At 60.1% G+C, this 23,295-nt stretch carries 23 protein-coding genes and 1 tRNA gene; 11 read left to right on the forward strand and 13 right to left on the reverse strand.

What is annotated here, in order from left to right; translation table 11 throughout:
• Positions 1-28: 28 nt before the first annotated feature.
• The 5 genes from NUH88_RS15835 to NUH88_RS15855 form a co-directional block, all read right to left on the reverse strand.
• Entirely contained in the window at positions 29-754 is a 726-nt protein-coding gene (locus NUH88_RS15835) for a ribonuclease activity regulator RraA (RefSeq protein ID WP_257767368.1), read from the reverse strand.
• A 16-nt stretch (positions 755-770) separates the two neighbouring features.
• Complete coding sequence (gene araD, locus NUH88_RS15840; protein WP_257767369.1) at positions 771-2,510, reverse strand: L-arabinonate dehydratase; 1,740 nt, start codon at positions 2,508-2,510, stop codon at positions 771-773.
• A gap of 2 nt (positions 2,511-2,512) precedes the next feature.
• The gene (locus tag NUH88_RS15845; RefSeq protein WP_257767370.1) at positions 2,513-2,650 is read right to left on the reverse strand and encodes a hypothetical protein; all 138 of its coding nucleotides are present in this window, start codon (positions 2,648-2,650) and stop codon (positions 2,513-2,515) included.
• A 13-nt stretch (positions 2,651-2,663) separates the two neighbouring features.
• Positions 2,664-4,697, reverse strand: coding sequence for a TRAP transporter large permease subunit (locus NUH88_RS15850; RefSeq protein ID WP_257767371.1), 2,034 nt, complete (start codon positions 4,695-4,697; stop codon positions 2,664-2,666).
• Positions 4,698-4,788: 91 nt separating this feature from the next.
• Positions 4,789-5,826, reverse strand: coding sequence for a TRAP transporter substrate-binding protein (locus NUH88_RS15855; protein ID WP_257767372.1), 1,038 nt, complete (start codon positions 5,824-5,826; stop codon positions 4,789-4,791).
• Positions 5,827-5,978: 152 nt separating this feature from the next.
• Between NUH88_RS15855 and NUH88_RS15860 the strand changes: the two genes are divergently transcribed.
• The 8 genes from NUH88_RS15860 (at position 5,979) to NUH88_RS15890 (ending at position 10,634) form a co-directional block, all read left to right on the forward strand.
• On the forward strand, positions 5,979-6,689 hold the full coding sequence (locus tag NUH88_RS15860; protein ID WP_257767373.1) for a GntR family transcriptional regulator: 711 nt from the start codon (positions 5,979-5,981) through the stop codon (positions 6,687-6,689).
• Positions 6,690-6,795: 106 nt separating this feature from the next.
• Positions 6,796-6,872, forward strand: a tRNA-Met gene (locus NUH88_RS15865).
• 633 nt (positions 6,873-7,505) lie between these two features.
• Positions 7,506-7,676: a helix-turn-helix transcriptional regulator gene (locus NUH88_RS22305; protein ID WP_372743522.1), complete on the forward strand. Its 171-nt coding sequence runs from the start codon at positions 7,506-7,508 to the stop codon at positions 7,674-7,676.
• Positions 7,669-8,088, forward strand: coding sequence for a hypothetical protein (locus tag NUH88_RS15870; protein WP_257767374.1), 420 nt, complete (start codon positions 7,669-7,671; stop codon positions 8,086-8,088). Before NUH88_RS22305 ends, NUH88_RS15870 begins: the two co-directional genes overlap by 8 nt.
• Complete coding sequence (locus NUH88_RS15875; protein WP_257767375.1) at positions 8,072-8,692, forward strand: hypothetical protein; 621 nt, start codon at positions 8,072-8,074, stop codon at positions 8,690-8,692. The genes NUH88_RS15870 and NUH88_RS15875 overlap by 17 nt, the downstream gene beginning before the upstream one ends.
• A 243-nt stretch (positions 8,693-8,935) precedes the next feature.
• Positions 8,936-9,367 (forward strand): hypothetical protein, encoded by a 432-nt coding sequence (locus NUH88_RS15880; RefSeq protein WP_257767376.1) that lies wholly within the window; start codon positions 8,936-8,938, stop codon positions 9,365-9,367.
• Positions 9,364-10,242: a hypothetical protein gene (locus tag NUH88_RS15885; protein WP_257767377.1), complete on the forward strand. Its 879-nt coding sequence runs from the start codon at positions 9,364-9,366 to the stop codon at positions 10,240-10,242. Before NUH88_RS15880 ends, NUH88_RS15885 begins: the two co-directional genes overlap by 4 nt.
• Positions 10,239-10,634, forward strand: coding sequence for a hypothetical protein (locus NUH88_RS15890; protein WP_257767378.1), 396 nt, complete (start codon positions 10,239-10,241; stop codon positions 10,632-10,634). The genes NUH88_RS15885 and NUH88_RS15890 overlap by 4 nt, the downstream gene beginning before the upstream one ends.
• Positions 10,635-10,682: 48 nt before the next feature.
• On the opposite strand, the gene NUH88_RS15895 is transcribed toward NUH88_RS15890, so the two are convergent.
• Together NUH88_RS15895 and NUH88_RS15900 are read right to left on the reverse strand one after the other, a co-directional pair.
• Complete coding sequence (locus tag NUH88_RS15895) at positions 10,683-12,296, reverse strand: AAA family ATPase (protein WP_257767379.1); 1,614 nt, start codon at positions 12,294-12,296, stop codon at positions 10,683-10,685.
• A 210-nt stretch (positions 12,297-12,506) separates the two neighbouring features.
• On the reverse strand, positions 12,507-12,749 hold the full coding sequence (locus NUH88_RS15900; protein WP_257767380.1) for a hypothetical protein: 243 nt from the start codon (positions 12,747-12,749) through the stop codon (positions 12,507-12,509).
• 63 nt (positions 12,750-12,812) lie between these two features.
• Here NUH88_RS15900 and NUH88_RS15905 point away from each other — a divergent pair, with 63 nt between their 5' ends.
• Together NUH88_RS15905 and NUH88_RS15910 are read left to right on the forward strand one after the other, a co-directional pair.
• Positions 12,813-13,070: a helix-turn-helix transcriptional regulator gene (locus tag NUH88_RS15905; protein WP_257767381.1), complete on the forward strand. Its 258-nt coding sequence runs from the start codon at positions 12,813-12,815 to the stop codon at positions 13,068-13,070.
• 282 nt (positions 13,071-13,352) lie between these two features.
• Positions 13,353-14,573, forward strand: coding sequence for a hypothetical protein (locus tag NUH88_RS15910; RefSeq protein WP_257767382.1), 1,221 nt, complete (start codon positions 13,353-13,355; stop codon positions 14,571-14,573).
• Between the two features lie 275 nt (positions 14,574-14,848).
• Here NUH88_RS15910 and NUH88_RS15915 read toward each other — a convergent pair whose 3' ends face one another.
• From NUH88_RS15915 to NUH88_RS15940, 6 genes are all read right to left on the reverse strand, one after another.
• Entirely contained in the window at positions 14,849-15,292 is a 444-nt protein-coding gene (locus NUH88_RS15915) for a hypothetical protein (protein WP_257767383.1), read from the reverse strand.
• On the reverse strand, positions 15,289-16,530 hold the full coding sequence (locus tag NUH88_RS15920; RefSeq protein ID WP_257767384.1) for an MFS transporter: 1,242 nt from the start codon (positions 16,528-16,530) through the stop codon (positions 15,289-15,291). The genes NUH88_RS15915 and NUH88_RS15920 overlap by 4 nt, the downstream gene beginning before the upstream one ends.
• A gap of 4 nt (positions 16,531-16,534) precedes the next feature.
• On the reverse strand, positions 16,535-18,964 hold the full coding sequence (locus NUH88_RS15925) for a TonB-dependent siderophore receptor (RefSeq protein ID WP_257767385.1): 2,430 nt from the start codon (positions 18,962-18,964) through the stop codon (positions 16,535-16,537).
• A 215-nt stretch (positions 18,965-19,179) separates the two neighbouring features.
• Entirely contained in the window at positions 19,180-20,169 is a 990-nt protein-coding gene (locus NUH88_RS15930) for a FecR family protein (RefSeq protein WP_257767386.1), read from the reverse strand.
• A gap of 94 nt (positions 20,170-20,263) precedes the next feature.
• Entirely contained in the window at positions 20,264-20,776 is a 513-nt protein-coding gene (locus NUH88_RS15935) for an RNA polymerase sigma factor (RefSeq protein WP_257767387.1), read from the reverse strand.
• A gap of 598 nt (positions 20,777-21,374) precedes the next feature.
• Positions 21,375-21,863, reverse strand: a complete 489-nt coding sequence (locus NUH88_RS15940; RefSeq protein WP_308220101.1) for a tyrosine-type recombinase/integrase — start codon at positions 21,861-21,863, stop codon at positions 21,375-21,377.
• A gap of 197 nt (positions 21,864-22,060) precedes the next feature.
• Here NUH88_RS15940 and NUH88_RS15945 point away from each other — a divergent pair, with 197 nt between their 5' ends.
• Entirely contained in the window at positions 22,061-22,651 is a 591-nt protein-coding gene (locus tag NUH88_RS15945) for a hypothetical protein (RefSeq protein ID WP_257767388.1), read from the forward strand.
• Positions 22,652-23,295: the final 644 nt, after the last annotated feature.

A 23,295-nucleotide genomic window follows, 5' to 3' on the forward strand; every position in this document is an offset into this window, starting at 1 on the left:
GTTTGGGTGAGGGGGCGGTGAAGGAGGCCTAACGCCCGGTTTTTGCGCGCCAGGCGGTGAAATCCGCCTTCGCCTTTTCGGTCGTGGCCGGATAGAGCCCGATCACAGCCTCTCCCTCGAAGACGCGCTCGGTGACGAAATCCTCGAAGGCCGTCATCTCGGTCGCTTCGGCGGCGATCGCGTCGGCGAGATGCAAAGGGATCACGACAACACCCTCGCCGTCGCCGACCATCACGTCTCCGGGAAACACCGCAACGTCGCCGCAGCCGATCGGGCCGTTCAGTTCGATCGCCTGGTGCCGGGTGAGATTGGTCGGAGCCGAGGGGCGGTTGTGGTAGGCGGGCATGTCCAGCCCGGCGATCTCGGGTGCGTCCCGGAAGCCGCCGTCCGTTACGATGCCGGCGCAGCCCCGTTTCATCAGCCGTGTGACGAGGATGGAGCCCGCGGAGGCTGCCCGCGGGTCCTTCCGGCTGTCGATGACCATTACATAACCCTCGGGGCATTCCTCGACGCCGACACGCTGCGGGTGGGCCGGGTCCTGGAAGACCGAGATCGGGTTCAGATCCTCTCGTGCCGGGATGTAGCGCAGAGTGTAGGCCTGCCCGACCATGTTCCGCCCCGTGAAACCGAGCGGCAGCACGTCCTGGATGAACTGGTTCTTCAGCCCGACCTTGAAGAGCGCGGTGCAGATCGTCGCCGTGCTCACTTTCATCAGTTTCTCGCGCGTTTCGGCGCTGAGGCTCTTGTTGGACATGCTCTGTGCTCCGGGATCAGAAGATGGCGGGTTCGTCGACGGGGGCGCCGAAATCGGTTTCGAGGTAGTCGAAGTCGCAGCCGGAATCGGCCTGCAGGATGTGCTGGGAGAACATCCAGCCGTAGCCGCGCTCGTAGCGCGGCGCGAGGGGCTTCCACGCCGCCCGGCGCCGTTCCAGTTCCGCGTCGTCGACTTCCATCTGGATCAGGCGTTTCTCGACATCGACGGTGATCATGTCGCCCGTCTGCACCAGCGCGAGCGGTCCGCCGATATAGGCCTCCGGCGCGACATGCAGGATGCAGGCGCCGTAGCTGGTGCCGCTCATGCGCGCGTCCGACATGCGCAGCATGTCGCGCACGCCCTGTTTCACCAACTTGGTCGGGACCGGCAGCATGCCCCATTCCGGCATGCCCGGCCCGCCTTTCGGCCCGGCATTGCGCAAGATCAGGACCGTGTCCTCCGTCGCGTCCAGGTTCTCGTCGGCAATGGCGGCTTTCATCGCGGGGTAGTCGTCGAACACCAATGCCGGGCCGGTATGTTTCAGGAACCGGCTGTCCATGGCCGAGACCTTCATCACGCAGCCGTCGGGCGCGAGATTGCCTTTCAGCACGACGAGGGCGCCGCTCTCGTAGATCGGATTGTCGAGCGGGCGGATGACGTCGCTGTCATAGACCTGCGCGCTCGCGATGTTTTCGCCGATACTCCTGCCGGTAACGGTCAGCGCGTCGCTCTTCAGGTGCGGCTCGATGGTCTTGAGCATCGCCTTCAGACCGCCCGCGTAATAGAAATCCTCCATCAGGTAGGTATCGCCGTTCGGCCGGATATTGGCGACGACTGGCACGTCGCGGCCGATCCGGTCGAAATCCTCCAGCCCGATATCGAAGCCGGCCCGCCGGCCCATCGCCACCACATGGATGATGGCGTTGGTCGAGCAGCCCATGGCCATGGCGGCCGCGATACAGTTCTCGAAGGAATCGCGGGTCAGGATGTCGCTCGGCTTCAGATCCTCCCAGGCCATCTCTACGATCCGCCGGCCGCACTGGGCGGCGAGCCGGATATGGTTGGAATCGGGGGCCGGGATCGAGGCGCCGCCCGGTAGGACGAAGCCGAGCGCCTCGGCGATCGAAGTCATTGTGCTCGCCGTGCCCATGGTCATGCAGTGGCCGAAGGAGCGCGCGATGCCTTCCTCGACCTCGTTCCAGTCCTGCTGGGTGATCTTTCCGGCCCTGAGGTCGTCGTAGTATTTCCAGGTATCGGACCCGCTGCCGAGCTTCACGCCCTTCCAGTTGCCGCGCAGCATCGGGCCGGCCGGGAAGAAGATCGTCGGCAGATCCATCGAGATCGCGCCCATCAGCAGGCCCGGCGTGGTCTTGTCGCAGCCGCCCATGAGGACGACGGCGTCCACGGGGTGCGAGCGGATCAGCTCCTCGGTCTCGATGGCGAGCAGGTTGCGGTAGAGCATGGTGGTTGGCTTCACCAGCGGCTCGGAGAGCGAGATCGCCGGCAGTTCGATCGGAAAGCCGCCCGCCTGAAGCACGCCGCGTTTCACATCGGCGACGCGCTCCTTGAAATGCACATGGCACTGGTTGATGTCCGACCAGGTATTGATGATCCCGATCACCGGCTTGCCGGTCCAGTCCTCCGCGTCGTAGCCCATCTGCATGGTGCGCGAGCGGTGCCCGAAGGCGCGCAGGTCCTGGACGCCGTACCAGCGGTGGCTGCGCAGGTCCTCGGGTTTCTTCTTGTGGTCACTCATGGTCAGGCAAATCCGTCGGCTAGGGCGAACATGAAGGCGATGAGGGCGAGCCCGATCAGAACGCCGATCACCGTGGGCGAGGCGCCATAGGAACCGGCGATGGCGTTCTCGTCGTCTTCATGCTGGTCATACATCGACATTGGCTGTCTCCGATCAATTCAGCAGCTGCGGCATCCAGAGCGCGATCTGCGGGAAGAACATGACCAGCAGCATGCCGATGATCTGCAGGCCGATGAAGGGAATAACGCTGACGAAGATTTCCTGCAGCGTGACGTCCCGCGGCGCGACCGATTTCAGCCAGAAACAGGCCGGGCCGAAGGGCGGGCTGAGGAAGTAGATCTGGATGTTCATCACGAACAGGATGCCGAACCAGACCGCGGCCCATTCCGGATCCATGCCGAGTTCCGGCGCCAGGTCCCTCACCACCGGGGCGAAGACGGGCACGGTGATGAAAATGATCGCGATCCACTCCATGAAAGTGCCGAGAATGACCAGGATCGCCATCATCACGAAGATCGTGCCCAGCGCGCCGAGACCGGCGCCCTTGATCAGATCGCGCATGAAGTCCGCGCCGCCGATCAGGTTGTAGAGCCCGACGAAGGCGACGGCGCCGAGGATCAGCCAGATGATTGTGCCGACCACCGACATGGTGTTGGCGAGGCAGTCCCGGATCAGCGGGTAGTTGAACTGGAACCGCACGGCCGCGACCACGATGGCGCCGAAGACACCGACCGCGGCGGCCTCTGTTACACTGGTGATGCCGCCATAGATCGAGCCCATGACGCAGACGATGAGCATGATGCAGAGCGCGACCGCCCAGATCTGGTGCTTGCCGAGCTTGGTCTCCTGCCCGGTCCGTTCCGCGATCTCCGCCGCCGTCGGGGCCAGGGCCGGGTTCAGGTTACAGCGCAGAAGTACGAAGGTGACGTAGAAGGCGGCCAGCATGAGCCCCGGGACGAAGCCCGCGGAGAACAGGTCGCCGATGCCGACATTGGCGCTGAGTCCGTAGACGATCATGACGATCGAGGGCGGGATCAGGGTGGCGAGCGCGCCGGAGGCGCAGATCAGGCCGATGGTCAGCTTGCGGTCGTAGCCGAGCCGCAGCATCTGCGGTAGCGCGACGAGGCCGAGCATCACGATCTCGCCGCCCATCACGCCGGACATGGCGGCGAGAATGACCGCGACGATGGTGGTCTGCAGGGCGACGCCGCCGCGCAGGCCGCCGGCGAAGATCGACATCGCGTCGAACAGGTCCTGCGCTATCCCGGCCCGTTCCAGGATCGAGGCCATCAGCACGAAGAACGGGACCGCGACCAGCGGGTACTTTTCCAGCAGGTCCATCGCGTTGGTCGAGACCAGGTACATGCCCGTGGTGCCGTAGAACATCAGCGCGCACATCACTGAGATGATCAGCGTCACGATGCCGAGCGGCATACCGGTCATCATGAGAACGAGCAGCGCGGCGACGATGGCGAGCGAGATCGTCGCGATGCCGATCTCGTCCCGGTCGACATGGAAGCGGTCGACAACGGTGCCGGCATGCTCAGCCAGGGATTCCTCAAGAATGTACCAGGTGCTCTCGACCCCGCCGTAGTGGCCGAAGATCTGGACGAGCAGCCTGAGGCAGATCAGCGTCAATACGGCGAGCGTGGCGAATTGCAGCGGCTTGGTGCGGAAATGCCGCGTGAGATTGACCAGGAGCTGGACGAGGTAAAGGAAGAGGCCGCTTACCAGAACGGTCTTCAGCACCATCGGCAGCGGCGAGTTCCAGGCGGTGCCGCCCCGCTCGGTAAGGTCGATGCTCTCAAGGGCGCGGATCAGCGTGTCGGAGACCAGCATGTAGAGCGCGAATATGCCGACCACCATGGCGAAGAGGTCGAGCCACCAGCGCACCCGCTCGGAGGCCATCAGGTAGAAGACGGTGATGCCGATATGCCGTTTGCGCAGGGTGACGAACCCGGCAGACAGCATCCAGGCCGAGGCGCAGAGCACCATCACGACTTCGAACACCCACTGCGTGGGGCTGTTGAAGATGTAGCGCGCGATCACTTCCCAGAGGGTGCATGCAGCCGCGAGCAGGTAGAGGTTGCTGACCGCCAGGCCAAGGAAACGGCTTACGTGATCGACTGATCGTCCGAATGCCGCTCCGGCCGGCGCTCCAACCATAGTTTCCGTGAATCCGGTCATGGCGCGCCCAGTTCCATTGATCGTCAGGGAAAAAGCAGAAGAGAAGAAGCCGCCGCGCCCAATACCGGGCGCGGCGGAGCGTACAGGGTGCTTATTCGCCCTTCAGGAGACCGACGCTGCGCATGTATTTCAGATGCGCGTCGAGGGCTTCCTTGGCGAGCGGCGACTTGGCCGCGAAGTCGTGCCAGGCGCCGACCGCGATTTCGCGGAACTTGGCACGCTCTTCGGTCGACCAGTCGACGACGGTGATGTCATTGCCGGCCCGCTGCTCGGCGGCGATCGCCTGATCCTGCAGGTCCGCCTCGCGGCGCATGGCGTCATAGGCAGAGGAGTACCAGACCTCGAGCGCCGTCTGACCTTCCTTGCCGAGCTTGTCCCAGACCTTCTTGTTCACGATGAACTGCAGCACGGCCATGGAGTGGATACCCGGATAGATCGGATACTTGGCGACCTTGTACATGCCGGAGGCATTGTTGTTGACGTGGGCCGAGGCATCGGCGGCGTCGATAACGCCTTTCTCCAGCGCGGTATAGACCTCGGAGAACGGCAGGGACACCGGCGCGGCGCCGGCGCGCTTGAAGACTTCCGCGGCCAGACCTTCCGGCGAGCGGACCTTGACGCCTTTCATGTCGGCGACGGTCTTGATCGGGATGGTCGAGACGAAAGCCTCTTTCGCGTAGGGGCCGCAGCCGACGACATGGACCTTACCCTTGGTGTACTTGTCGTAGAGCTTCTGCAGGATCTCCTTGCCGCCGCCATGCATGCAGAAGGTGCGGACCTGGTCGACCGTATCGTAGCCGGCGATCAGGTCGCCGATCACCGCGAAGGCCGGATCGCGGCCGGAGAAATAGCTGACCGCGTTCAGGTCGCCGTCGAGAATGCCGTTCGCCACCGCGTCGATGGTTTCCCGGTGCGGCACCACGGCCTTGGTCGGCAGAACCTCGATCCCGACCTTGCCGCCGGTCATCTCGCCCAGCTTCGGGGCCCAATCGTCGGTCATGAACCGGTGAGCCCAGTCGCCCGCTTTCGAGCTCGCTTGGACTTTCAGGGTCTTGGCGATCGCGCCGTCCGCAGCCGCCGTCAGGGCCGTCGCCGCGATGGCGAGGGCCATAAAAGATTTCTTGATCATGTGAATTTAACTCCTCCCGTTACGCCTGAGATTTTTCTCTTTTTGACGTGTGCGGCGGCTAATATATCAATTAGCCGCAGATGTGCTAGATTATATTTTAGGTTCAGAGCGTCAACGGCCGGATCGGGGATCCTCGCAGCGGAATGCAGGCAATGCCGGATGGTTCAGCGGGTGCCGCCGGAGCGGATATTCCCGCGGGCAAGGGACAGCGCGTGACGGCTGTCCAGCAGATTTACGCGGAGCTCAGGGCGCAGATCGTCGACCTGGTCTTGCCGCCGGGGGCGTCGATTTCGAAGAAGGATATCGCCGACAGGTTCGGCGTCAGCCAGACGCCGGTTCGCGAGGCCCTGATCCTGCTGGAGGAGGAGGGGCTGGTGGATATCTTCCCCCAGTCCCGCACCGTGGTCTCTTATATCGACGTGCAAAGCGCGCGCGAGGCACATGTCCTGCGGCGAAGCGTCGAGGTCGAGATTGCGCGCATCCTAGCGGGAAAGATCACGGAGATCGAGCTGATCGACCTGCGCGCGATCCTGCAGCGCCAGAACGCTTTCCTGAAATCCGGCGATCTCGCGGCCTTTTCCGCCGCGGACAACGATCTGCACCGCCGGATGTACGAGCTCGCCGATCTCGCGGGCCTTTGGGATATCGTCCGCGCCCGCCGCGCCCATCTCGACCGGCTGCGCAACCTGCATCTGCCGAGCAAGGGCAAGGCGAGGTCGATCCTGCGCGAGCACAGGCGGATCATCGATTGCCTGGAGCTGAAGGACCCGGACGCCGCGGAACGGGCCGTGCGCGAGCATCTGAGAGGCACTGTTTCCGCGACCGGTGAAATCCGCGCGCACTTCCCGGAATATTTCGGCTGAGCGCCGCCGGGCGCATTACCCGCCACCGCTCTGTTGACAGCCCCGCCCGGCTCGCCTATATGCGTGGCTCCGCGCGGGCAGGACGCCTTGTGCGGGCCTCTCATGGGGCGGAGTAGCTCAGCTGGTTAGAGCAGCGGAATCATAATCCGCGTGTCGGGGGTTCAAGTCCCTCCTCCGCTACCAATTTTTCTTTTTAAATATATGTTATTATTGAAAAATTCTATTTCTTGGAATTTTAACCCCACATTTTTACCATCAGCAGAGTTGGTTTTCAGAGGGATCTGAAAGTCATTGCCGATCAGCTCTATCCAATGGACGCTTGGACGTCTCCCAAGATCTGAGGAGATTATCTGCCGCCAGCGGTGATCTCTCAACGAGTGAAAATTGCTGTGCTGTCGCCATTCTTCATCTGATTCGAGATATCGTGATTGCCGCCGCGTCGGCCGAGAATACCGAGTATTTTGCCATAGGTGTTCACCGCGCACTTTAGAGCAGTCGCGGCCCAACGATACAGGCCGGCACCTCAGACAAATCTGCTCGGCAATGTCATTGTAGTCGTCTGTTTCTGATCGATTGTCGGCTTTCTGTCGTGCTATGTGGGCAATGGTTTCTGTGTTTTGTGGAAACAATTAATCATAATATTCGCATTCAACATATACTAAAATCAAAAAATTTTCTCATATTTCTCTGATTGATAGAAATAATCAATCTCAAAAATCTAGATTTTGAGTTTATATATTATACATAACATTGAAGGTCAATTGCTTATATACAAAATATCTCGCCAGATTTTTTGATAATGGCGAGAGAGAGTTCATGCAGAGATTGATTACTCTAAACCAACTCCTCGAGATCTTACAGGTCTCCAGGAGCACGGCATATCGCCTGATGGCTCAAAAGAAGCTGCCAGAGCCGGTACGCATCTGCGGTCGTACGCTTTTCCGTGCCTCGGATATTGACCGTTTCATTGGCGGGGACCATGCGTAGAACCCGGCCAACCTCGATCAACTTTTCCGCCGGACTGCTCAAACAACTTGATCGGCAGGTCAAGATTGAGGGCGCTCGATCAAGATCCATGCTCATGCAGCAGTTCGTGGTTGAAGGCCTTCAGTGTCGTGGCCATCGGGATCTTGGCTTCGAACAATCCCTTAGCCTTCCGTTGCAGGGAGAGTTGGGAGGCGCACTCGCGATACTGAAGGCGGGGCAGCTGCTGGGTTCCGCGATTGATCTGCCGGAGCCGGCTCGCAAAGCCGTCGAAGAACTTGTCGAAGCAGCAAATCGAGCCGTCTTGGCGATCAGCGAAGGCGGGCTGGGGAGGAACAATGGCGTTTCGCTCCGCTCGATCGCACCTGCGCCTGAACACGCCTACGGGGTGCGCAAGCATGATTACCATCGCTAAGACGCACGGTCTTCGGACCAGCGGCCCCGAATACGTATTGAGGGAGGCCGTCCGGCTTGATCCGGGAAGGACCGGCAAATGGACCGCTTTATGGAATTGCGGTCTCGATGAGATTGCTTCTTTCAGTTTTGCTGCCGCCTGTGCCGTGATGCGTGCTTGTGGACGCAGTGTGCGCAAGCTGAAGAAGCCGTTTCTTCACGCAGTCTTCTCGCCGCCGCCGAGTTCACTTTTGGTGGACAGACAATACGAGCTGCTGACCGAGGCGTTCATCGCCTCGATGCATGCGCTGGAGATCCCGGACCGAGTGGCCCTGACCGCGTTGCATCCGCCGGCAAACGAGGGTGGCGTATACCATTTGCATGCCTTCGTGGCGCTGCCGGACCCGCTGACGGGGAAGTCGATATCGCACCACGGCATGCAGCAGAAGATCCAGCGCGCCGCCAAACCATTCGAAAAAGAGTTCCTCGCGGCTCCGCTTCGGAGGTCCATCTCTGTCCCGGAGCACGTCCGCGATCTCGAAGCCGACGGCCACGAACATCGTCTCCCAACCCCGGAAGAAGAGGAGGTCCGCCATGACCATCTTCCCAGCGCATTTGGCTTCTGACAGCACTGCAGCAGCGCTATTGGAAAGCGCTACGAACCGGCTGCCTCGCAGCGCTGCACAGCGGCTGCGCAGCGCTTCAGCGCGGCGCTTGGCGCATCGCCGGTCACATTGGCATCCGCAGCGAAGTGTAGTCACGGACGGTATTAGTCCCTTCGAACACACCGGGACAGAAATCGGAGAAGCGCCCTCAGTAACGGGGCAAGACAGGAATCCCAATCGGCAAAATTTTTTTGGGAGATCAACATGGTGAGCCGGGAGAAGCTTCTCGAAGTGGCGAGGGAAGCTGCAAAGCGATCGTCTGGTTCGCGGAAGCGGGCTTCGGGGCCAAAGGTGTTTGTGGCCAGCCAGCTCCAGGACGTGAAGGACATGTATGACATCCTGGGCTCGTGGCCTGCGGTTGCAGAAGAGCTGCGTAAGCTTGGTATCTGCTGGAGTACGGGAAAGTTTTCCGGAAGTGATCTTCGCTCGTTGGTCTCACAGATCGAGTCCGGCAATCCACCGCGTCCGCAGCCCGCGGGACGCGATCAGCTGGTAGCGGCATGTCACCGGGACGCGCCGAACGACATTCCGGCTGAAAGCCCTTCTATTGGTGAGAGCCAGAAAAAAGCGCCCGCTGTGCCTAAAGGCGAAGTTGAGCTGGACCTTAGTGGCCTTTTCGAGGTGCGAGCCAAATGAGCGATTTTGATCTCATTGAAAATGCAACGGCTCCCGGCGCGGAAAGTTTGCTGATTGTCCACGCTCAAAATCGATCCGAGAGGTTGATTGTGCCTGCGCTCTGCGATCTCGGGTTCAGTCTGGCCAACAGGCCGCGGCAACTCGTCTGTCTCGACAGCGGTTCGGGCGATGACCACAGGAACCTTGAGAACATAACCGGCAGAGAAGTTGGGAAGATAACCATCCCCGAGGCCGGGCCCGGCTTTCTGAATCGCAGTGCCCAGGATGATGCCAAGCTGGACTGTCTGGCTCGAAGTCTGGTGAAGTACGACTTGGTCGTGGAAGCGACCCCGGATGTCGGGGTTGAGCTGTTGCACCGGTGGAGCCGATTCAGAGACCTTCAGGCCCTGTTGCGTCAAGGGTATCGCGCTCCGCAGCTGATCGTCACGCTGTCCCTGCACGACAGTACTTTCCGAGAACCGTATGACTTGTTCGAAGCTCTTGGCGGCTTCCAACGCGAAGTTGGCTTCGAAATCACCTGCGTCATTCTTGACAGGAAGCATGATCAGGACTCCGGACTCGACTGGGATGGAATGAATTATTGCATCTCGGTCCTGGAGAAGAGGGCCCGTGTCAGGTTCTTGACGGTTTCATATTGCTATAGCGGGCTCTTCGAACATGTGCGGTCGGGCTCTCTGTCACTCTCCGAAGCTTGTTCTGATGATGTGCGCAAATTCGCTGACCTTGCAGTGGATTCCGGAAGTGGCTGGACCGGTGACGTGCTTGCTCAGTTCGAGCAGCGCGAGCTACTCGAATGGGCTTTCGAATCAATCAGCGGGTTTCGAAAGCTCGGGCTGGTTCCTGATCCTCCGACAGACTTGGGAGAAGCGGCATGAAGCAGAACGACAACATGATCATTGTCCTGGTTCCGGCCTGGGAAACGTTTGAGGGCGAATTGGTCGTTTTTAAGGAACTGAGCAATCAGGAATTGCTTCACTACCATCGAACGACGGCGGCGGTGGATGTTCAGAACCTTCGGGAGCAGGAGCAGTCTCGTGTTCCGACCGCGTGGGTCGCTGGCGGTTACCTCGCCGTCACCAATGAACTTGAAAAGCGACTGGGTCCTGAAGCCGCAGCGAGGAAACAGGCCGAGGGGGGCAGTGATGGCCAGCATGGCGCGCAGGTCGCTCTTCTCGTCGACAAGCTTGCGTTGGAGTATGCCCTGCGGCATGGCCGTCGGCCCCCAACCGATAGCCAGCCTGCAGCTTCGGCTCCTGGTTATTTTTGAGTGCGATTTTGGCCGCGGAGGGGAATGAGGAGACCTACCCTCGTCACCTCAATGCAGCATCCGCGGCCCGTCGACACTCGCCCCGATCGCGGCCAGCAGCGCCGCCCTGATCCGCCGGATGCTCTGACCCTCGGCGAAGGCCTGTTCGAGCATCCTCTCCGCTTCCGGATGAATCTCCGGCAGGGCGAAAGGATCGACACCAAGCTCATTGGCGATCTCGGTCTTGAGGCTGTCGAGGATCGCCGGCAGCTGCTTGGCGTTCGGCGACGTAACCCGCACGACGGTGACCCGGTTAAGCAACGGCTCTGGAAGGCCGGCGAGACTGTTCGCCGAGAGGATCCAGTTCACCGCAGAGAGATCGGCGGCGGTGCAGAGATACTCGTCGTACCAGCTCCTGGACGTCTCTGGCTCCAACATCGCCAGCAGAGTGTCGACGATACGACCGTTGTGCCTTGAGAGCCCCGCCTTCTCGACCTCGTCGACGAGGATCATGGGGTTCGCGCAGTTGCCGTCGCGGATCGCACGAAGAACCGCGGAAGGCTCGCCCGTCGACCATCCCTTGGAGGTGCCAGCCAGATCCCGGTTGTCGCTGTTGCCGCCGCAGCCGATGGTCCTCATGGGCAGCCCTGCAAGTTCGGCAAAGCGTCGGGCAAACCGGGACTTGCCGGTGCCGGGCTCCCCGAGCAGAAGCAGCGGCCGGATGCGGATCGCGGAGGACGCATTTTTGCGCAGGCGCCCAAGAGCGAGATCGCGGCGGATATGGTCAACCGCATCCGCCATCCAGGAAAACTCTCGCGTGAGATGACGCTTGAGCTCGTTGGGATTGTTGCCCAAGAGAGGCAGGGGCTTCGCCAGCCGGTCCCATCCCTGGCGCTGCAACTCGTCCCTAGGAACGTAAGCAGGGAGCACGGTTAGCTTGGCGGCGCCGCTGCCTGGCATGCCCTCCTCGGTCTTCCGGGGCTCGGGCAGGGCCGGACCGCCGCCACGCGCGCGATCCTCTTGCTCGAGCGCATCGCGTGTCGCACTGGTGTCGGAGAGATCGCCGGCCGCCGAGAGGATCACAGCTGCCGTGCGGTAGCGCTGGTGACTCTCGTAATCCAGCAGGGCCTCGAAGGCCCTTGCAAGCGGATCGAGACGGATCCAGCCCTCGGCCATGGTGAGAAGATGGCGCCGCCGCCGCTTCCATTCCGCGACCGTCTGCCGCTCTTCTCGGGAGCGCTCTTGGCGGGGACGGCTCGATTGTACGATTGTTGGCGCTCGTAGACCGTCGGCAAAATGCATCAGACCCCGGGCCAGCATGTTTGCGGCAAGCGGATTGACCTGTCCCGGCCTGAGATCCGCGCGCACGCCCATGACCCAGCTGTAGAGCACGATGGTCATCCGCATATCGAAGCGGGCGGTCTCTTCGCCCGGATCTGCCGGCAGAGCGGTGAGCAGCTTCGGCAGGATGTCCAGCCTGGCATCGAGCAGTGCCCGAACATCTTCCGCCAGTTGCGGGTGGATGCGGCAGATCGCGTTCAGGGCCGGATCGAGACGGTAATAGAGTTGAAACAGGATGGAGGAGCGTTCAGAGAGGAACCGCGGCTCCACGGTCCGCCAGAGTTCCCACGCACTGGTGGTGTCGATCAGCCTCAGCTGATCTTCGAGTGTCTTGTTGCGCATGACCATTCCTTCCCAAGGACGGGAAAAGCAAAAAACTGAAGGTTCGGAGGAAGGCGCCGGAGCTGCCGGCGGTCAGCGCGCTATCAAAAAACGAATGAACACGGAGAGAAGACGCGGAGCGTCGCTCGCGGACGTCCGCGAGTGAGAAAGCCGGCAAACAAAAGCCGGGGAATATGAGGTCAAGCCGAAGCGCATAATGAACGCAGGTCCTCAGGCGATGATCAGGTCGCTCATCATGCTGAGCATGGAGACCAGGTCAGCAAGAAGCCCGGAAGCCTCGACATAGTCTGCGACAGAGACGAAGCCGGAGAAAACTCGCGTCACCCCGTCCGTCACATCGACGGCATCGAGGAAATCGCGAAGGTTCGAGCGGGAGAGCCATTTGTCGGAAAGATCAGAGACCGCGTCGAGAGCCCCGGCGACAGCGACGGCAGAAACGGAGAGTTGCTTCATTGGAGAAATCCCAATAACAATTGACAACATCAATATATTGCATCAAAGTCACTGCAAATGTCAATGAAAAATATTGACCCTAATAGAATAACCCCATCTCAATGCCGTGCCGCCCGGGCCTTGCTCCGGTGGAGCCAGAACGAGCTCGCCGAGAGGGCGAAGGTCGGCAAGCAGACGCTGGCCGACTTCGAGCGGGAGGCGCGGGAGCCCTACGACAGGACGTTGGCCGATATTGTGGCGGTAATCGAGGACGCTGGGATCGAGTTCATCGGGACAAGAGAGTCAGGTGGAATAGGGGTACGGTTCAAATTGATGACCTGAAGGTCGCGGGGTCAAACCCTGCCCCCCGGTAACTAAGAATATCGGGACCTTAGCGAAAACCCCGGTGAGGCCTCTTGTGTGTCTGGAAGCATTCTGCAAGCGGGCGGGGCACAACGGCGCGCCCTATCCGAGCCGACTACTCGCTATGACTCTGCCAGTTGATCGGTGCGACCTTCTTGTATCCGATGTCTGGTTGCGACCCTAAACGGACATAGAGTAGCTAATTTCTGATTGACCGCTGTTTGCGGCTAACATCTCACCGTATTGGTCCGAGACCGTCGTATGGCCGTTCTTGGTCCTGCAGTCGGCCAAACTTGGTTATGCACGCTCCTCGGCGTGGAAGAGAGTGAAAGGATCAACATGGCGGACGATCGGATCGTGCTCGAGGGTGGCGAGGCGATTGCGCTGTGGAAGCAGGGCGAGGATGCCTGGAATGCCTGGATAGATGAAAACGCTGAGGCCGATGTCAGCTTCAAGGGCGTGGATTTCTCCCAGCATGCCGAGCAATACGGACCGGTTTCTTTCGACGGTTACCATTTTCCTCGAGGCGCCGTCTCCTTCCGCGGCGCCAAATTCGGAGATAATGACCTATCGTTTGTCGCATCTAAATTCGCGAAAGGCTATCTCGACCTCGGTGCCGCTAGTTTCGAAAGAACTCGCGTCAACTTCATGTCTGCGGTTTTTGAGGAGTGCGACGTCCTTGTTATAAATCCAATTTTCAATCGAGCCCGCTTCACATTCGATTTTGCGAGGTTTGGCGGCCGGTTCGTTTTTGTATCTCCTCTTCCCTTGAGCCCTAAAGGCCAACGCACGCGTGATGAGGAAGCATACTCAATTAAAAAGCTGTCTTTCAGATTCTGCCAGTTCCAAGGTGTTGTCCTCATCGAAGGCCGGTTCGACTGCATACCGGATCTCCGCAGCACAATCACCCAAGGTCATATCGATCTGCAGAACCTAACAGTCGAGCCAATCCATCGACTTTTCGTTCGCGGATGGGGGAGGATTGGGGACCCTCACCCTGTTAACGACGCGGTCCCTGCGCTGCGGCGGCTGAAGGAACTGGCCGAGGCCAACCGCCATCACGAAGCCGCGCTTAGGTTCTTCGGCGGCGAATGCCAAGCGCAGCGGTGGACCCGCTACCGCATGGCTGCTTCACTGCTCGACTGGGCCTACGACTTGCTTTGCGACTACGGCCAATCGGTCGCGCGGCCAGTAATTGGCCTATTTGTAAGCATTGCGCTGTTCGTCGTGGTCTATGCCGCCCTAGCGTCCCCGGAACTGGGCAAGGACATTGACGTGCTCGGTGAGGCCGTGTCCGCCTCACTCGCCAATACTCTGCCATTCATTCCCTCGTCCCGTACGGTACGGACCGACGCGTTCGATCTACTCTACGGAACGAATCCTGGACTCTGGATCGACATCCTCAGTCTCACTCAGGGTGCTATCGGGTTCGTGTTCCTGTTCCTAATCGGTCTCGGCCTCCGAAACCGGTTCCGAATGTGATCTGTTCATGAAAGGCCGGTCGAAGTTAGCAATCGCGACCAATCCTGTAAGAAGAGCCACGCTGCGTTGGTCACACAGTCTTGTGCAACACTCGACCCAAAGCGGCCGTTTCGAGATGCTACACCGTTCGCCCTAATGAGCCGCCAGTGAAGCAATTTCCCACCAAGTGCAGCGTTTGAGACTTCCCCGCTCTACAGAGACATAGCGATTAAGCGTTTTCTATTCTTTTCATCTGTCATACCTGGCACTGGGCGTACCAAGTATAGCTGACTCCGTTAGACGTTCAGAAATTCATTCGCTTGCCGGTCAGCATCCTCGCGCGATCCGGCAACGGCCATGGGGAAGTCGAACAAGCGGCCGGAAATCGTCCCGATACGCTTTGTCAGAAGGTCTCGTAGTTCCGGGTCTTGAGTGATGTAGAGATACCCTTTGCAGTAGGTGTTCAATGCGTCCCGGTTCTGCTTGATCCAGATGTTGGATGTGCGTTCGTCCTCGTGAGGTTCGTCGTCGTGATCGTGGGAGGCCGGGGTCCAGATCGCGACAAAAGGCGTTTGCTGCGCAAGAAGGCATTTCAACCCGTTTAGAATTCGCGACACCCGGTCTTCCTCGTCGAGCTCGGGAAAGCGGACATGGACGATCGGCCATGCGCCGAGATCGAACAGGACCGCGTCCGGTTCCGCGCCCTCGAAGGTCTTCTGGATCGAATGCGATATCGTCATGTCTCTCTTCCAGTCAGGGGGTAAAGAATGAACGTTGCCGCGAGCATTGCCGCTGCGACCAAGGCGTAGAACCAATCCCAGCCCAGCATGGACACCGCCTGGGCCGCCGCGATTGTGGCGAGCGTGCTGGCAAACCGGCTGATGCCATAATAGGCGGCATAATCTGTCGCGGGTTGGCTGCCTGCTGCCCAGCCAAGGATTTTCGCCGCGATGACGACATAGATGCCGCTCACCGCAGCGCCGATCGCCACAGCGCCCGCAATCGCCGTCATGCGGTCCGCCTCGAGGTAGCCATAGCCAAGGGCCGCGAGGGCTGCGAAGACGAGAACCATGAAAGCGAGCAAGCTCCTCTGGAGCCCGATGGACTGCATCAGCGGGATCGAAACGATCGAGATCGCCAGCATGGAAAGCGGCCCGAGGGTGCCGACGAGCCAGCCGATTTCCTGGAGAGGCACGCCGATGTCGACCAGCATCAGCCGGTTCAGGCCGGAAGCGGGAAACAGGACGCAGCAGGCGATCGTCAGCAACACCAGACGCCGGCGCAGTGCGGGAACGGAAAGCAACCGTAACAGGCTCGCCGCACCCGCCGCCGGAGCGCTCCCGGAGGCAATGCCGGTTGGCTCGTCCCGGGGAATCAATACAAGGGCGGGAGCCAGAAACCCGGTCAGCAGTAGGGCGACGAGCAAAAACACCGTTCGCCAGCCAAGCTCGGAAAACATGGCCACGAAGGCGCCTCCGCCAAGCATGGCTCCGGCCGACAGAGACGCCAACTTTGTCGCGGCTGCGGTCGGCCGCCAATTCTCGGAGACGGACCGGACCGCCTGCGCGTCGAGGGCGATGTCCATCGTTGCGATCGCGACTGCAACGGACAGCCCGAGAGCAAAGAGGATCCAGAGCGCCGTCCCCTCGGCGAACGCGATGATCACAAGCAGCGATACAGCAACACCCTGCATCGCAGCGATCCAGCCGAGTTGACGGGAAATCCACGGAACTGGGTTTCGGTCGACGAACGGTGCCCAAAGGAAGGTCAGACCGAATGGAAGGTAAAGCAGGTACAGCCATCCGGCCGAGCCGATCTCCATGCCCTGGGCTCGCATCACCGTGGGCAACCCGCCATTGACGACCCCCATCACCAATCCGAACCCCACATAGAGCGCGTTGAGCCCGAACAATATCTTGACCTGCTGCCAGCGCGTCGGCCCGTGTGGCCCGGCACCGAGTCTTGCGATGTCGGTCACCGGATCACCAGCGGTACTTGAGGGTGGCATAGACCGTTCGTCCATTGCCGTAGTTACAGAAATTGTTGGCCAGACAGGTGACGTAGGTCTCGTCCGTCAGATTGGCCACGTTGAGCTGAGCGGAAACCCCGTCCAGGCGGTCACTGAGCGTGCCCAGATCGTAAGCGACCATTGCGTCGAACAGCGTATAGCTTGGCATGTCCAGCCGTGTCGCGCCGACCGTGAAGGCGTTGGGGCTGTACCCGCCCACGGATTCGCCGACATAGCGTGCGCCGCCGCCGATCGTGACGCCGTCGAGGAAGCTTTCCTCGATCCGGTGATCCACCCAGAGCGAGGCGAGGATGTCCGGTATGGCGACCGGAGAATCGCCTTCGTCGAAGCCGACGCTTTCGGTCACTTCCGCGTCGGTATAGGTCAGGGCCGCGATCACGTTGGTCCGCTCGGTCAGGGCCACTTTCGCTTCCGCCTCGATCCCACGCGAACGCACCTCGCCGGTCTGATAGCGCGAGATCGGACTGACGCTGGTGACCACGTCTTCCTGGGTAATGTCGAAATAGGCGAGGGTGAACAGGCCGTTGAAGGATTGCGGCTGGTACTTCACCCCGATCTCGTACTGTTTCGCCGTGGTCGGGTCCAGCGCGTCCCCGAGGTAGTCGGTCCCGCTCACCGGAAGGAACGACGTCGAGTAGCTCGCATACGGCGCAACACCGTTGTCGAAACTGTAGACGACACCTGACTTCCAGCTGAAGGCGTTGTCGTTCTGGCTCTGATTGCTGCTCGTCAAATTGTTGTCGGTATCGGTACGCACATGATCGAAACGACCTCCGAGGAGAACGGTCCAGTTTCCGAAACTGGCCTGATCCTGGAGATAGAGACCGGCCTGGGCGATGGTCTGATCCTGATCGGTGAAGGCTGACAGGGTCAGATCAGTGGCAATGCCGTATTCGGGATCGAGGTAGTCGATCGAGGGGGCGAGTCCGAAGTCCCGCACCTGGCTCGAGTCCAGGTACTGATAGTCAAAACCGACCAGCGTCGTATGCCGCACCGGTCCGGTGTCGAACTCCGCCTGGGCTTGCAGGTCCGAGGCGATACCGGACGCGGATTCGTCGGTGGCAAGCGCATAACGATTGATGGTGTGCCCGTCGGACGCCAAGGAAAGGGTCGCGACATCGTCGGCGATGGAGTCGACACTCAGATAACGCAGGTTGTGGCGCACGAGCCACGTGTCGTCGAACCGGTGTTCGAACTCGTAACCGAGAGAGACCTGCTCCCTGTCGAACTCGTGGAATGCCGGATCGCCGTCATTGAAATCTCGTGAGATCTGCGCTCCCGCGGGGCTGTCCCAAAGAGAGCCGGTCGTCGGCAGAATGCCATAATAGCCGCCTTCAGGGTCCTTTTGGTAACTGGTCAACAGGGTGACGCTGGTATCGTCTGTGGCGTTCCAGGTCAGCGACGGGGCGATATATGCACGCTGTTCCTCGGTGTGAACAACCTGTGTCTCGCTGTCGCGGCCGAGCGCGACCAGTCGGTAGAGAATGGTGCCGTCCTCATTGGCCGGCCCGGAGACGTCGAACGCAGCCTGATAACGTTCATGACTGCCGACGAGGAACTCTACCTCGCCGCGCGCCTCCTCTGTCGGCTTCTTGGTAATGACATTCACTAGGCCGCCCGGCATCGCGGAGCCGTATGTCGTCGAGGAAGGGCCTTTCAGCAATTCGATGCGTTCTGCGCCATAGGCTTCCACCTGGGGCAGGGCATATCCCGGACCGCGCAGCATGCGGAGCCCGTCCTGATACTGTATCGGGTCGCTCGGGGCGCCGAATCCGCGGATATAGGGAATGTCGTATCGCGTGGCGGATCCGCGGATCTCCGCGGCCACTCCGGAGGAATAGCGCAGCGCCTGCACGACGCTCTGCGCTCCCTGGCTCTCCACCTGGTCGCGGGTTACGACGGAGATCGACTGCGGCGTCTCAAGCAACGAGGTTCCGGTCTTGGTCGCCGAGGCGCTGGTCGTGGCGATGTAACCTTCGACCGGGCCCCGTCCCGAGGCATCGCCCCCGGAAGCGACGACACGGATGGTGTCAAGCATCTTGGAACCGGAGCTCTCGGGCTTCTCGAGAATTATGGTTCGGGAATCGGTGAACCGCCAGATCACCGGAGAGCCTGAAAGCAGGACCTTCAGTGCTTGCTCCGCAGAGTATTTCCCTGCCAGACTGCTCGCCGACCGGCCCTGAAGGTCCTCGGTGCTGTAAGCGAGTTGCAGACCCGACTGATCTGCGAAAGCCTCTAGCGCCGATGCCAGTTGCTGGGCGGGAATGTTGAATTCGTACTCCGGGACCGATTGCGCGATCTGCGCTACCGGCGCGGCATCGGCCCACGCCACGGAAATCGGCGCCGCCAGAATGCCCAGAGCTGTTCCCGCAGCCCGCAACATCTTTAACCTCGCGCGACCACTGGAGATCTGTTTCGCACGACAGTATCGCCTGTTGGCTTCTTCGCTAGACGTCCGGCCGATATGCCGCATTTCACAGTTCCTTTCGCTCAGCATTCGCGAAGAATAAGGTCCCGCCTTTATGCGAGTGTGTTTCATTCGCAAAAATCGACACTGAGACGTTTGACGGGCAGGAATACCCAAGCGGAAAAATGCGGCTATCGCAGAATGATGAGATAATCGGTGATGCGCAGAACGTTCAGGCCCTGGGTTTCCGCCAGGGCGTCGAGCGCGCCGTCGACGGCATCGACCGAGAAGACGGCACTGACCGGCCGGTCCCTACGGGCGTCACCGGCGAGCAGGATCCGGCCTGGCAGATAGCGGTCGAGTTCCTTTATGGCGTCCTCGAAGGAGCGGCCGTCGAAGACGATACGACCGTTCCGCCATGCCGCTACCCGACTTTGGTCAACCGTACCGTTTAATGCCGGGGCAGCACTCTCACGATAGCCACCAAATTGTCCCGCCTTGAGGAGAATACCGTTCGAAGAATTGGTGGCCACGGCTGGCGATGCCACGCGAACAGTGCCTTCCGACACGGCCACTGATACATCCATACCGTCCTCACGAACTGCAAAGGCGGTGCCGACGGCGCTTGTCGCCCCGCCAAGCGCGGCAACGCGAAATGGTCGCATGGGATCCGGCTTCACATCGAAATAGGCTTCGCCGCGCAGTAGGCCGATCAGCCGTTCACCCGAACGGAAATCAACCGCGATCGCACTGTCCGTATTGAGCGTGACGCGCGACCCATCGGCCAGGACCACTTCACGTACTTCGCCCACACCGGTCCGGAAATCAGCCTCGGAAACGACCCGGAGATCATCATCGAAAATGGCAGCAAAGAGGAAGCAGGCTGCCAGCGCCGCCAGCCCGGCAACCAAACCCCGGCGTCTCGATGCGCGGCCGAACGCAACGACGTTGGCGGTGGTTACCGGTACCGCAAAATCGTCGGCGAGCGATTCCGTCAACTGCCAAGTGGTACGGGCCTCTTCGAAAGCAGCCTGATGAAGCGGGTCGATATCAAGCCAAAGCCGGAGCGCATTCAAATCGTCCGAACCGGCCGCACCTCCGGCCAACCGCGTCACCCAACGATGCGCTTGTTCGGAAATCGAACGTTCCTGCTGATTGGTCGGGGGCGGCACTGCGCTCATTCGGAAGAGGTGTCCTCGATTTTCACTGGATTGCTCCAACTTTTGACGTCTGGGATCGCGTCTTACCCAAGCGCGAAATTTCCCAGGCGGCGGATTACGTGCGACTCCGGAACGATCCGTTCCTCGCGGCAGTCAGTCGTTCCAGAACTTTGCGGATGTGGTTCTCCACGGTCGTGGTTGACACGCCCAGAGTTTCTGCGATCTCACGCTGCGACTTTCCCTCGAAACGGTTCATTTGGAAGATCCGGCAGCTTTGCTCAGGCAGATCAGCTATCGCCGCACGCATTGCTTTCAGCTCCTGCCGGGCGGCGGCGGTGCGCTCCGGTGTCCGCTCTTCCCGGCGGGCCGAAAGAATGGATTGGGCCTCCGCAGCGAGGGCCGATTGCCGCGTCGTCCTGCGCTGGTGATCGACAGCCAGATTGGACGCCATCCGAAACAGATAGGCTTTCTCGTGAGTGATCTCGGCCGGCTTCTGATCGTGCAGCTTCAGATATAGATCATGCGCCAGATCGCGCGCCGTGGAGAAACTGTTCAGGCGTCGGGCAAGATAGCTCACGAGCTCCTGTTCGTGCTCTCGATAGGCCCTTAGAAGGGCAGTTTCGTGCATGTTGCCGCCAGGCCCGAGAGTGGAAAAGGCCGCCGTTCACACCAGAGATCGCCCGGCAGCCGCCGAACCTTATCGATCTTGCGATTGATTCGCAATTACCTTCGTGGCCGTGACAAGGGGCGCGGGTCAAAAGGCTGGGTCGCCATGCAGACGCGTACGAAGCCGGGATTTCCGACGTCTGTCCGCAACCCACCCTCAGAGCATGTTGGCTTATTCAGCCGACAGCGACCGATTGCGGACGTTGGGCGTCTTCCTCCATGGACCTCAATGCAGTCATTAAGGCCATCGTGCCGTTCCACCCAACGCGGACGCAACGTCGCTTGTCGAGATCTCCAAATAGTTGCTCAGCGCAAGAAATGCCGCACTGTTTACGACAACTGCTGCAACTCATTTATCTTACTGGAAAGTAACGAATTATCCGGCAAATCGGCATTTGCTATATTTTGCCGGATAATTGAACGATTTCCGCGCCTTAAACCTATTCCCAGCGCGATTTGCGACAATCACCTAGCAGCACCGTCTCTATCGGGACCGCATGCCTTCTTCGCACCTGTTGGCAATACCCGCCGCCCGCGGCTTTGCAAGCGACGGTTGGTCGTCATAATTCGACTTGCTCGGATATCGCCAATGCGTCTTCGACTTCGATACCAAGGTAGCGCACAGTGCTTTCAAGTTTTGTATGGCCAAGCAGCAGCTGAACCGCCCTCAGATTTCCGGTCTTGCGATAGATTTGGGCTGCTTTCGTGCGTCTCATCGTGTGGGTCCCATAAGCCGAACTTTCTAGCCCGGCACTCTCCACCCATGCATGGACAATCCGGGCATATTGTCTTGGCGATAGATGGGGACTGAGCCTGGATCGGCTCGGGAAAAGATAATCTCCCGGGCGTCGGCCGGCATGTGCGATCCAGGCCTCGACCGATTTACGTGTCGGTTCCGTCAGTTCGAACTGGACGGGGCGTCCGGTCTTCCTCTGGACGATCGTCGCTCGCTCGCGAATGCGGCCGCTGACCTGGACGTCCTCCACTTTCAAGCTGACCAGATCACATCCACGCAACTTGCTGTCGATCGCCAAGTTGAACAGGGCCAGATCCCGCTTGTCCTACGAAATTTTGTTGTTTCGGCCTCAACCTCCCTGAGGTGTCCAATGGGACCAACGCTCGATAAGCGAGCGTCCTTCTGCACACTGAATAACAGAAAGAATATCAAGAGCGATCCCGCGCCGCGCCAGAGCGCGGGAAAAATTGGTGGGGGGCGAATGTGTCCTATTTCGAATTTTGACAAGATGTGCTGATCGCGCTGGATCAGAAAAAAACACTGGGCGCCGGAATGATCTCCGAAGGCGAGTTTCTCATGGAGCATAGAGAGTTTGATCCGGTCGATTTTGGGGACGCCCTTGTTGATTTAGCTCAACTTGAACTGATCGATCTGACACACACGACACGAGACAAAGTGATTGGGGTAACAGATCGCGGGTCCCTGCGGGCAACCGAGATTCAGGCGGAACGCGTTGCGAGTGGGATGCTCGAGGAAGTCGAGAGTATAGGCGTGGTGCCGGCCTCTGACCGTGTGGTCGACCTTGACCACAACTCCGCGGCGGTTGCGGCTGTGAAAGAGGCCGTCGACGACACACTCTCGGCGGTTAAGCAGAGCAATGAAGTGGGATCGGAAGAACCCCAGGAAAAAGAGCGCATAGAAGCGGAATTGGAGGCGGGGCAACGCCTCCTCAAAGCGAAACGTGTCGACCTAGGAAAACTCGTGGCGGTTTTGTTCCGAGTGCTGCGGTTCATAGCCGAGAGGTTTTTCGGATCCGCCGCTGCAAAAGCGGCAGACCGGGCCATTGATTTGCTGGAAAAGCTTTTCGAGTCACTGACCTGAGATGACAAGACTCACTTCATTGATAGCCAAATACGGTCGCAAAGCGACCGTATTTTCCGTTTTGAAACCGCTCCGCGCCCGCGCGAGCGGGCGCACGAAAAAGAAGTCGGTCGGCCCTATGGGCCGACCGACAATAGCGCGGAAATTTTTCTGACTGCGAGACCTGCATCCGGACCGCCAAGGCGGCCCGGGCCACTTTCACGGGCGCAGGCCAATGACCGATCCGCTCGCGCTCGAAGAGCTTGGTAAGCCGCGCAAGCCCGCCCTACGACTGCAAGCGGTATCATGCGATGACTGTTCGTCCAGCCAGAAGCTGAGAGCTGCGATATAGAGGGATTCGCAGACTTTTCGCCTAGCCTCCCAAGATGCGTCTGGACCAGCAGCGTTCTGTATTGCACGGATACTCTTCGCACGCACGCCGCGGACTTACTGCGTTTTCGACGTTGCGGCTTCAGCGCCGGCAAGCGTCTGGCGAATCCACTCGATCATCTCGGCAGAGTCCCACGCCGCGCCGCCAACCACTCGCCCGACCTCGTTTCCATGTCGATCGATCAACAATGTCGTCGGCAGCGATCTTGCTTCCAGAATGCGTGCGGCAGCTCCACGTGGGTCGAAATACCTTTCGAGATTCTTCAGTTCAGCCC

Source organism: Nisaea acidiphila, assembly GCF_024662015.1.
Lineage (GTDB): Bacteria > Pseudomonadota > Alphaproteobacteria > Thalassobaculales > Thalassobaculaceae > Nisaea > Nisaea acidiphila.

Coding starts and splice junctions, on each gene's coding strand:
- NUH88_RS15835 (WP_257767368.1), bottom strand. CDS start 754: ATGTCCAACAAGAGCCTCAGCGCCGAAACGCGCGAGAAACTGATGAAA.
- araD (WP_257767369.1), bottom strand. CDS start 2,510: ATGAGTGACCACAAGAAGAAACCCGAGGACCTGCGCAGCCACCGCTGG.
- NUH88_RS15845 (WP_257767370.1), bottom strand. CDS start 2,650: ATGTCGATGTATGACCAGCATGAAGACGACGAGAACGCCATCGCCGGT.
- NUH88_RS15850 (WP_257767371.1), bottom strand. CDS start 4,697: ATGACCGGATTCACGGAAACTATGGTTGGAGCGCCGGCCGGAGCGGCA.
- NUH88_RS15855 (WP_257767372.1), bottom strand. CDS start 5,826: ATGATCAAGAAATCTTTTATGGCCCTCGCCATCGCGGCGACGGCCCTG.
- NUH88_RS15860 (WP_257767373.1), top strand. CDS start 5,979: ATGCCGGATGGTTCAGCGGGTGCCGCCGGAGCGGATATTCCCGCGGGC.
- NUH88_RS22305 (WP_372743522.1), top strand. CDS start 7,506: ATGCAGAGATTGATTACTCTAAACCAACTCCTCGAGATCTTACAGGTC.
- NUH88_RS15870 (WP_257767374.1), top strand. CDS start 7,669: ATGCGTAGAACCCGGCCAACCTCGATCAACTTTTCCGCCGGACTGCTC.
- NUH88_RS15875 (WP_257767375.1), top strand. CDS start 8,072: ATGATTACCATCGCTAAGACGCACGGTCTTCGGACCAGCGGCCCCGAA.
- NUH88_RS15880 (WP_257767376.1), top strand. CDS start 8,936: ATGGTGAGCCGGGAGAAGCTTCTCGAAGTGGCGAGGGAAGCTGCAAAG.
- NUH88_RS15885 (WP_257767377.1), top strand. CDS start 9,364: ATGAGCGATTTTGATCTCATTGAAAATGCAACGGCTCCCGGCGCGGAA.
- NUH88_RS15890 (WP_257767378.1), top strand. CDS start 10,239: ATGAAGCAGAACGACAACATGATCATTGTCCTGGTTCCGGCCTGGGAA.
- NUH88_RS15895 (WP_257767379.1), bottom strand. CDS start 12,296: ATGCGCAACAAGACACTCGAAGATCAGCTGAGGCTGATCGACACCACC.
- NUH88_RS15900 (WP_257767380.1), bottom strand. CDS start 12,749: ATGAAGCAACTCTCCGTTTCTGCCGTCGCTGTCGCCGGGGCTCTCGAC.
- NUH88_RS15905 (WP_257767381.1), top strand. CDS start 12,813: ATGAAAAATATTGACCCTAATAGAATAACCCCATCTCAATGCCGTGCC.
- NUH88_RS15910 (WP_257767382.1), top strand. CDS start 13,353: ATGGCCGTTCTTGGTCCTGCAGTCGGCCAAACTTGGTTATGCACGCTC.
- NUH88_RS15915 (WP_257767383.1), bottom strand. CDS start 15,292: ATGACGATATCGCATTCGATCCAGAAGACCTTCGAGGGCGCGGAACCG.
- NUH88_RS15925 (WP_257767385.1), bottom strand. CDS start 18,964: ATGTTGCGGGCTGCGGGAACAGCTCTGGGCATTCTGGCGGCGCCGATT.
- NUH88_RS15930 (WP_257767386.1), bottom strand. CDS start 20,169: ATGAGCGCAGTGCCGCCCCCGACCAATCAGCAGGAACGTTCGATTTCC.
- NUH88_RS15935 (WP_257767387.1), bottom strand. CDS start 20,776: ATGCACGAAACTGCCCTTCTAAGGGCCTATCGAGAGCACGAACAGGAG.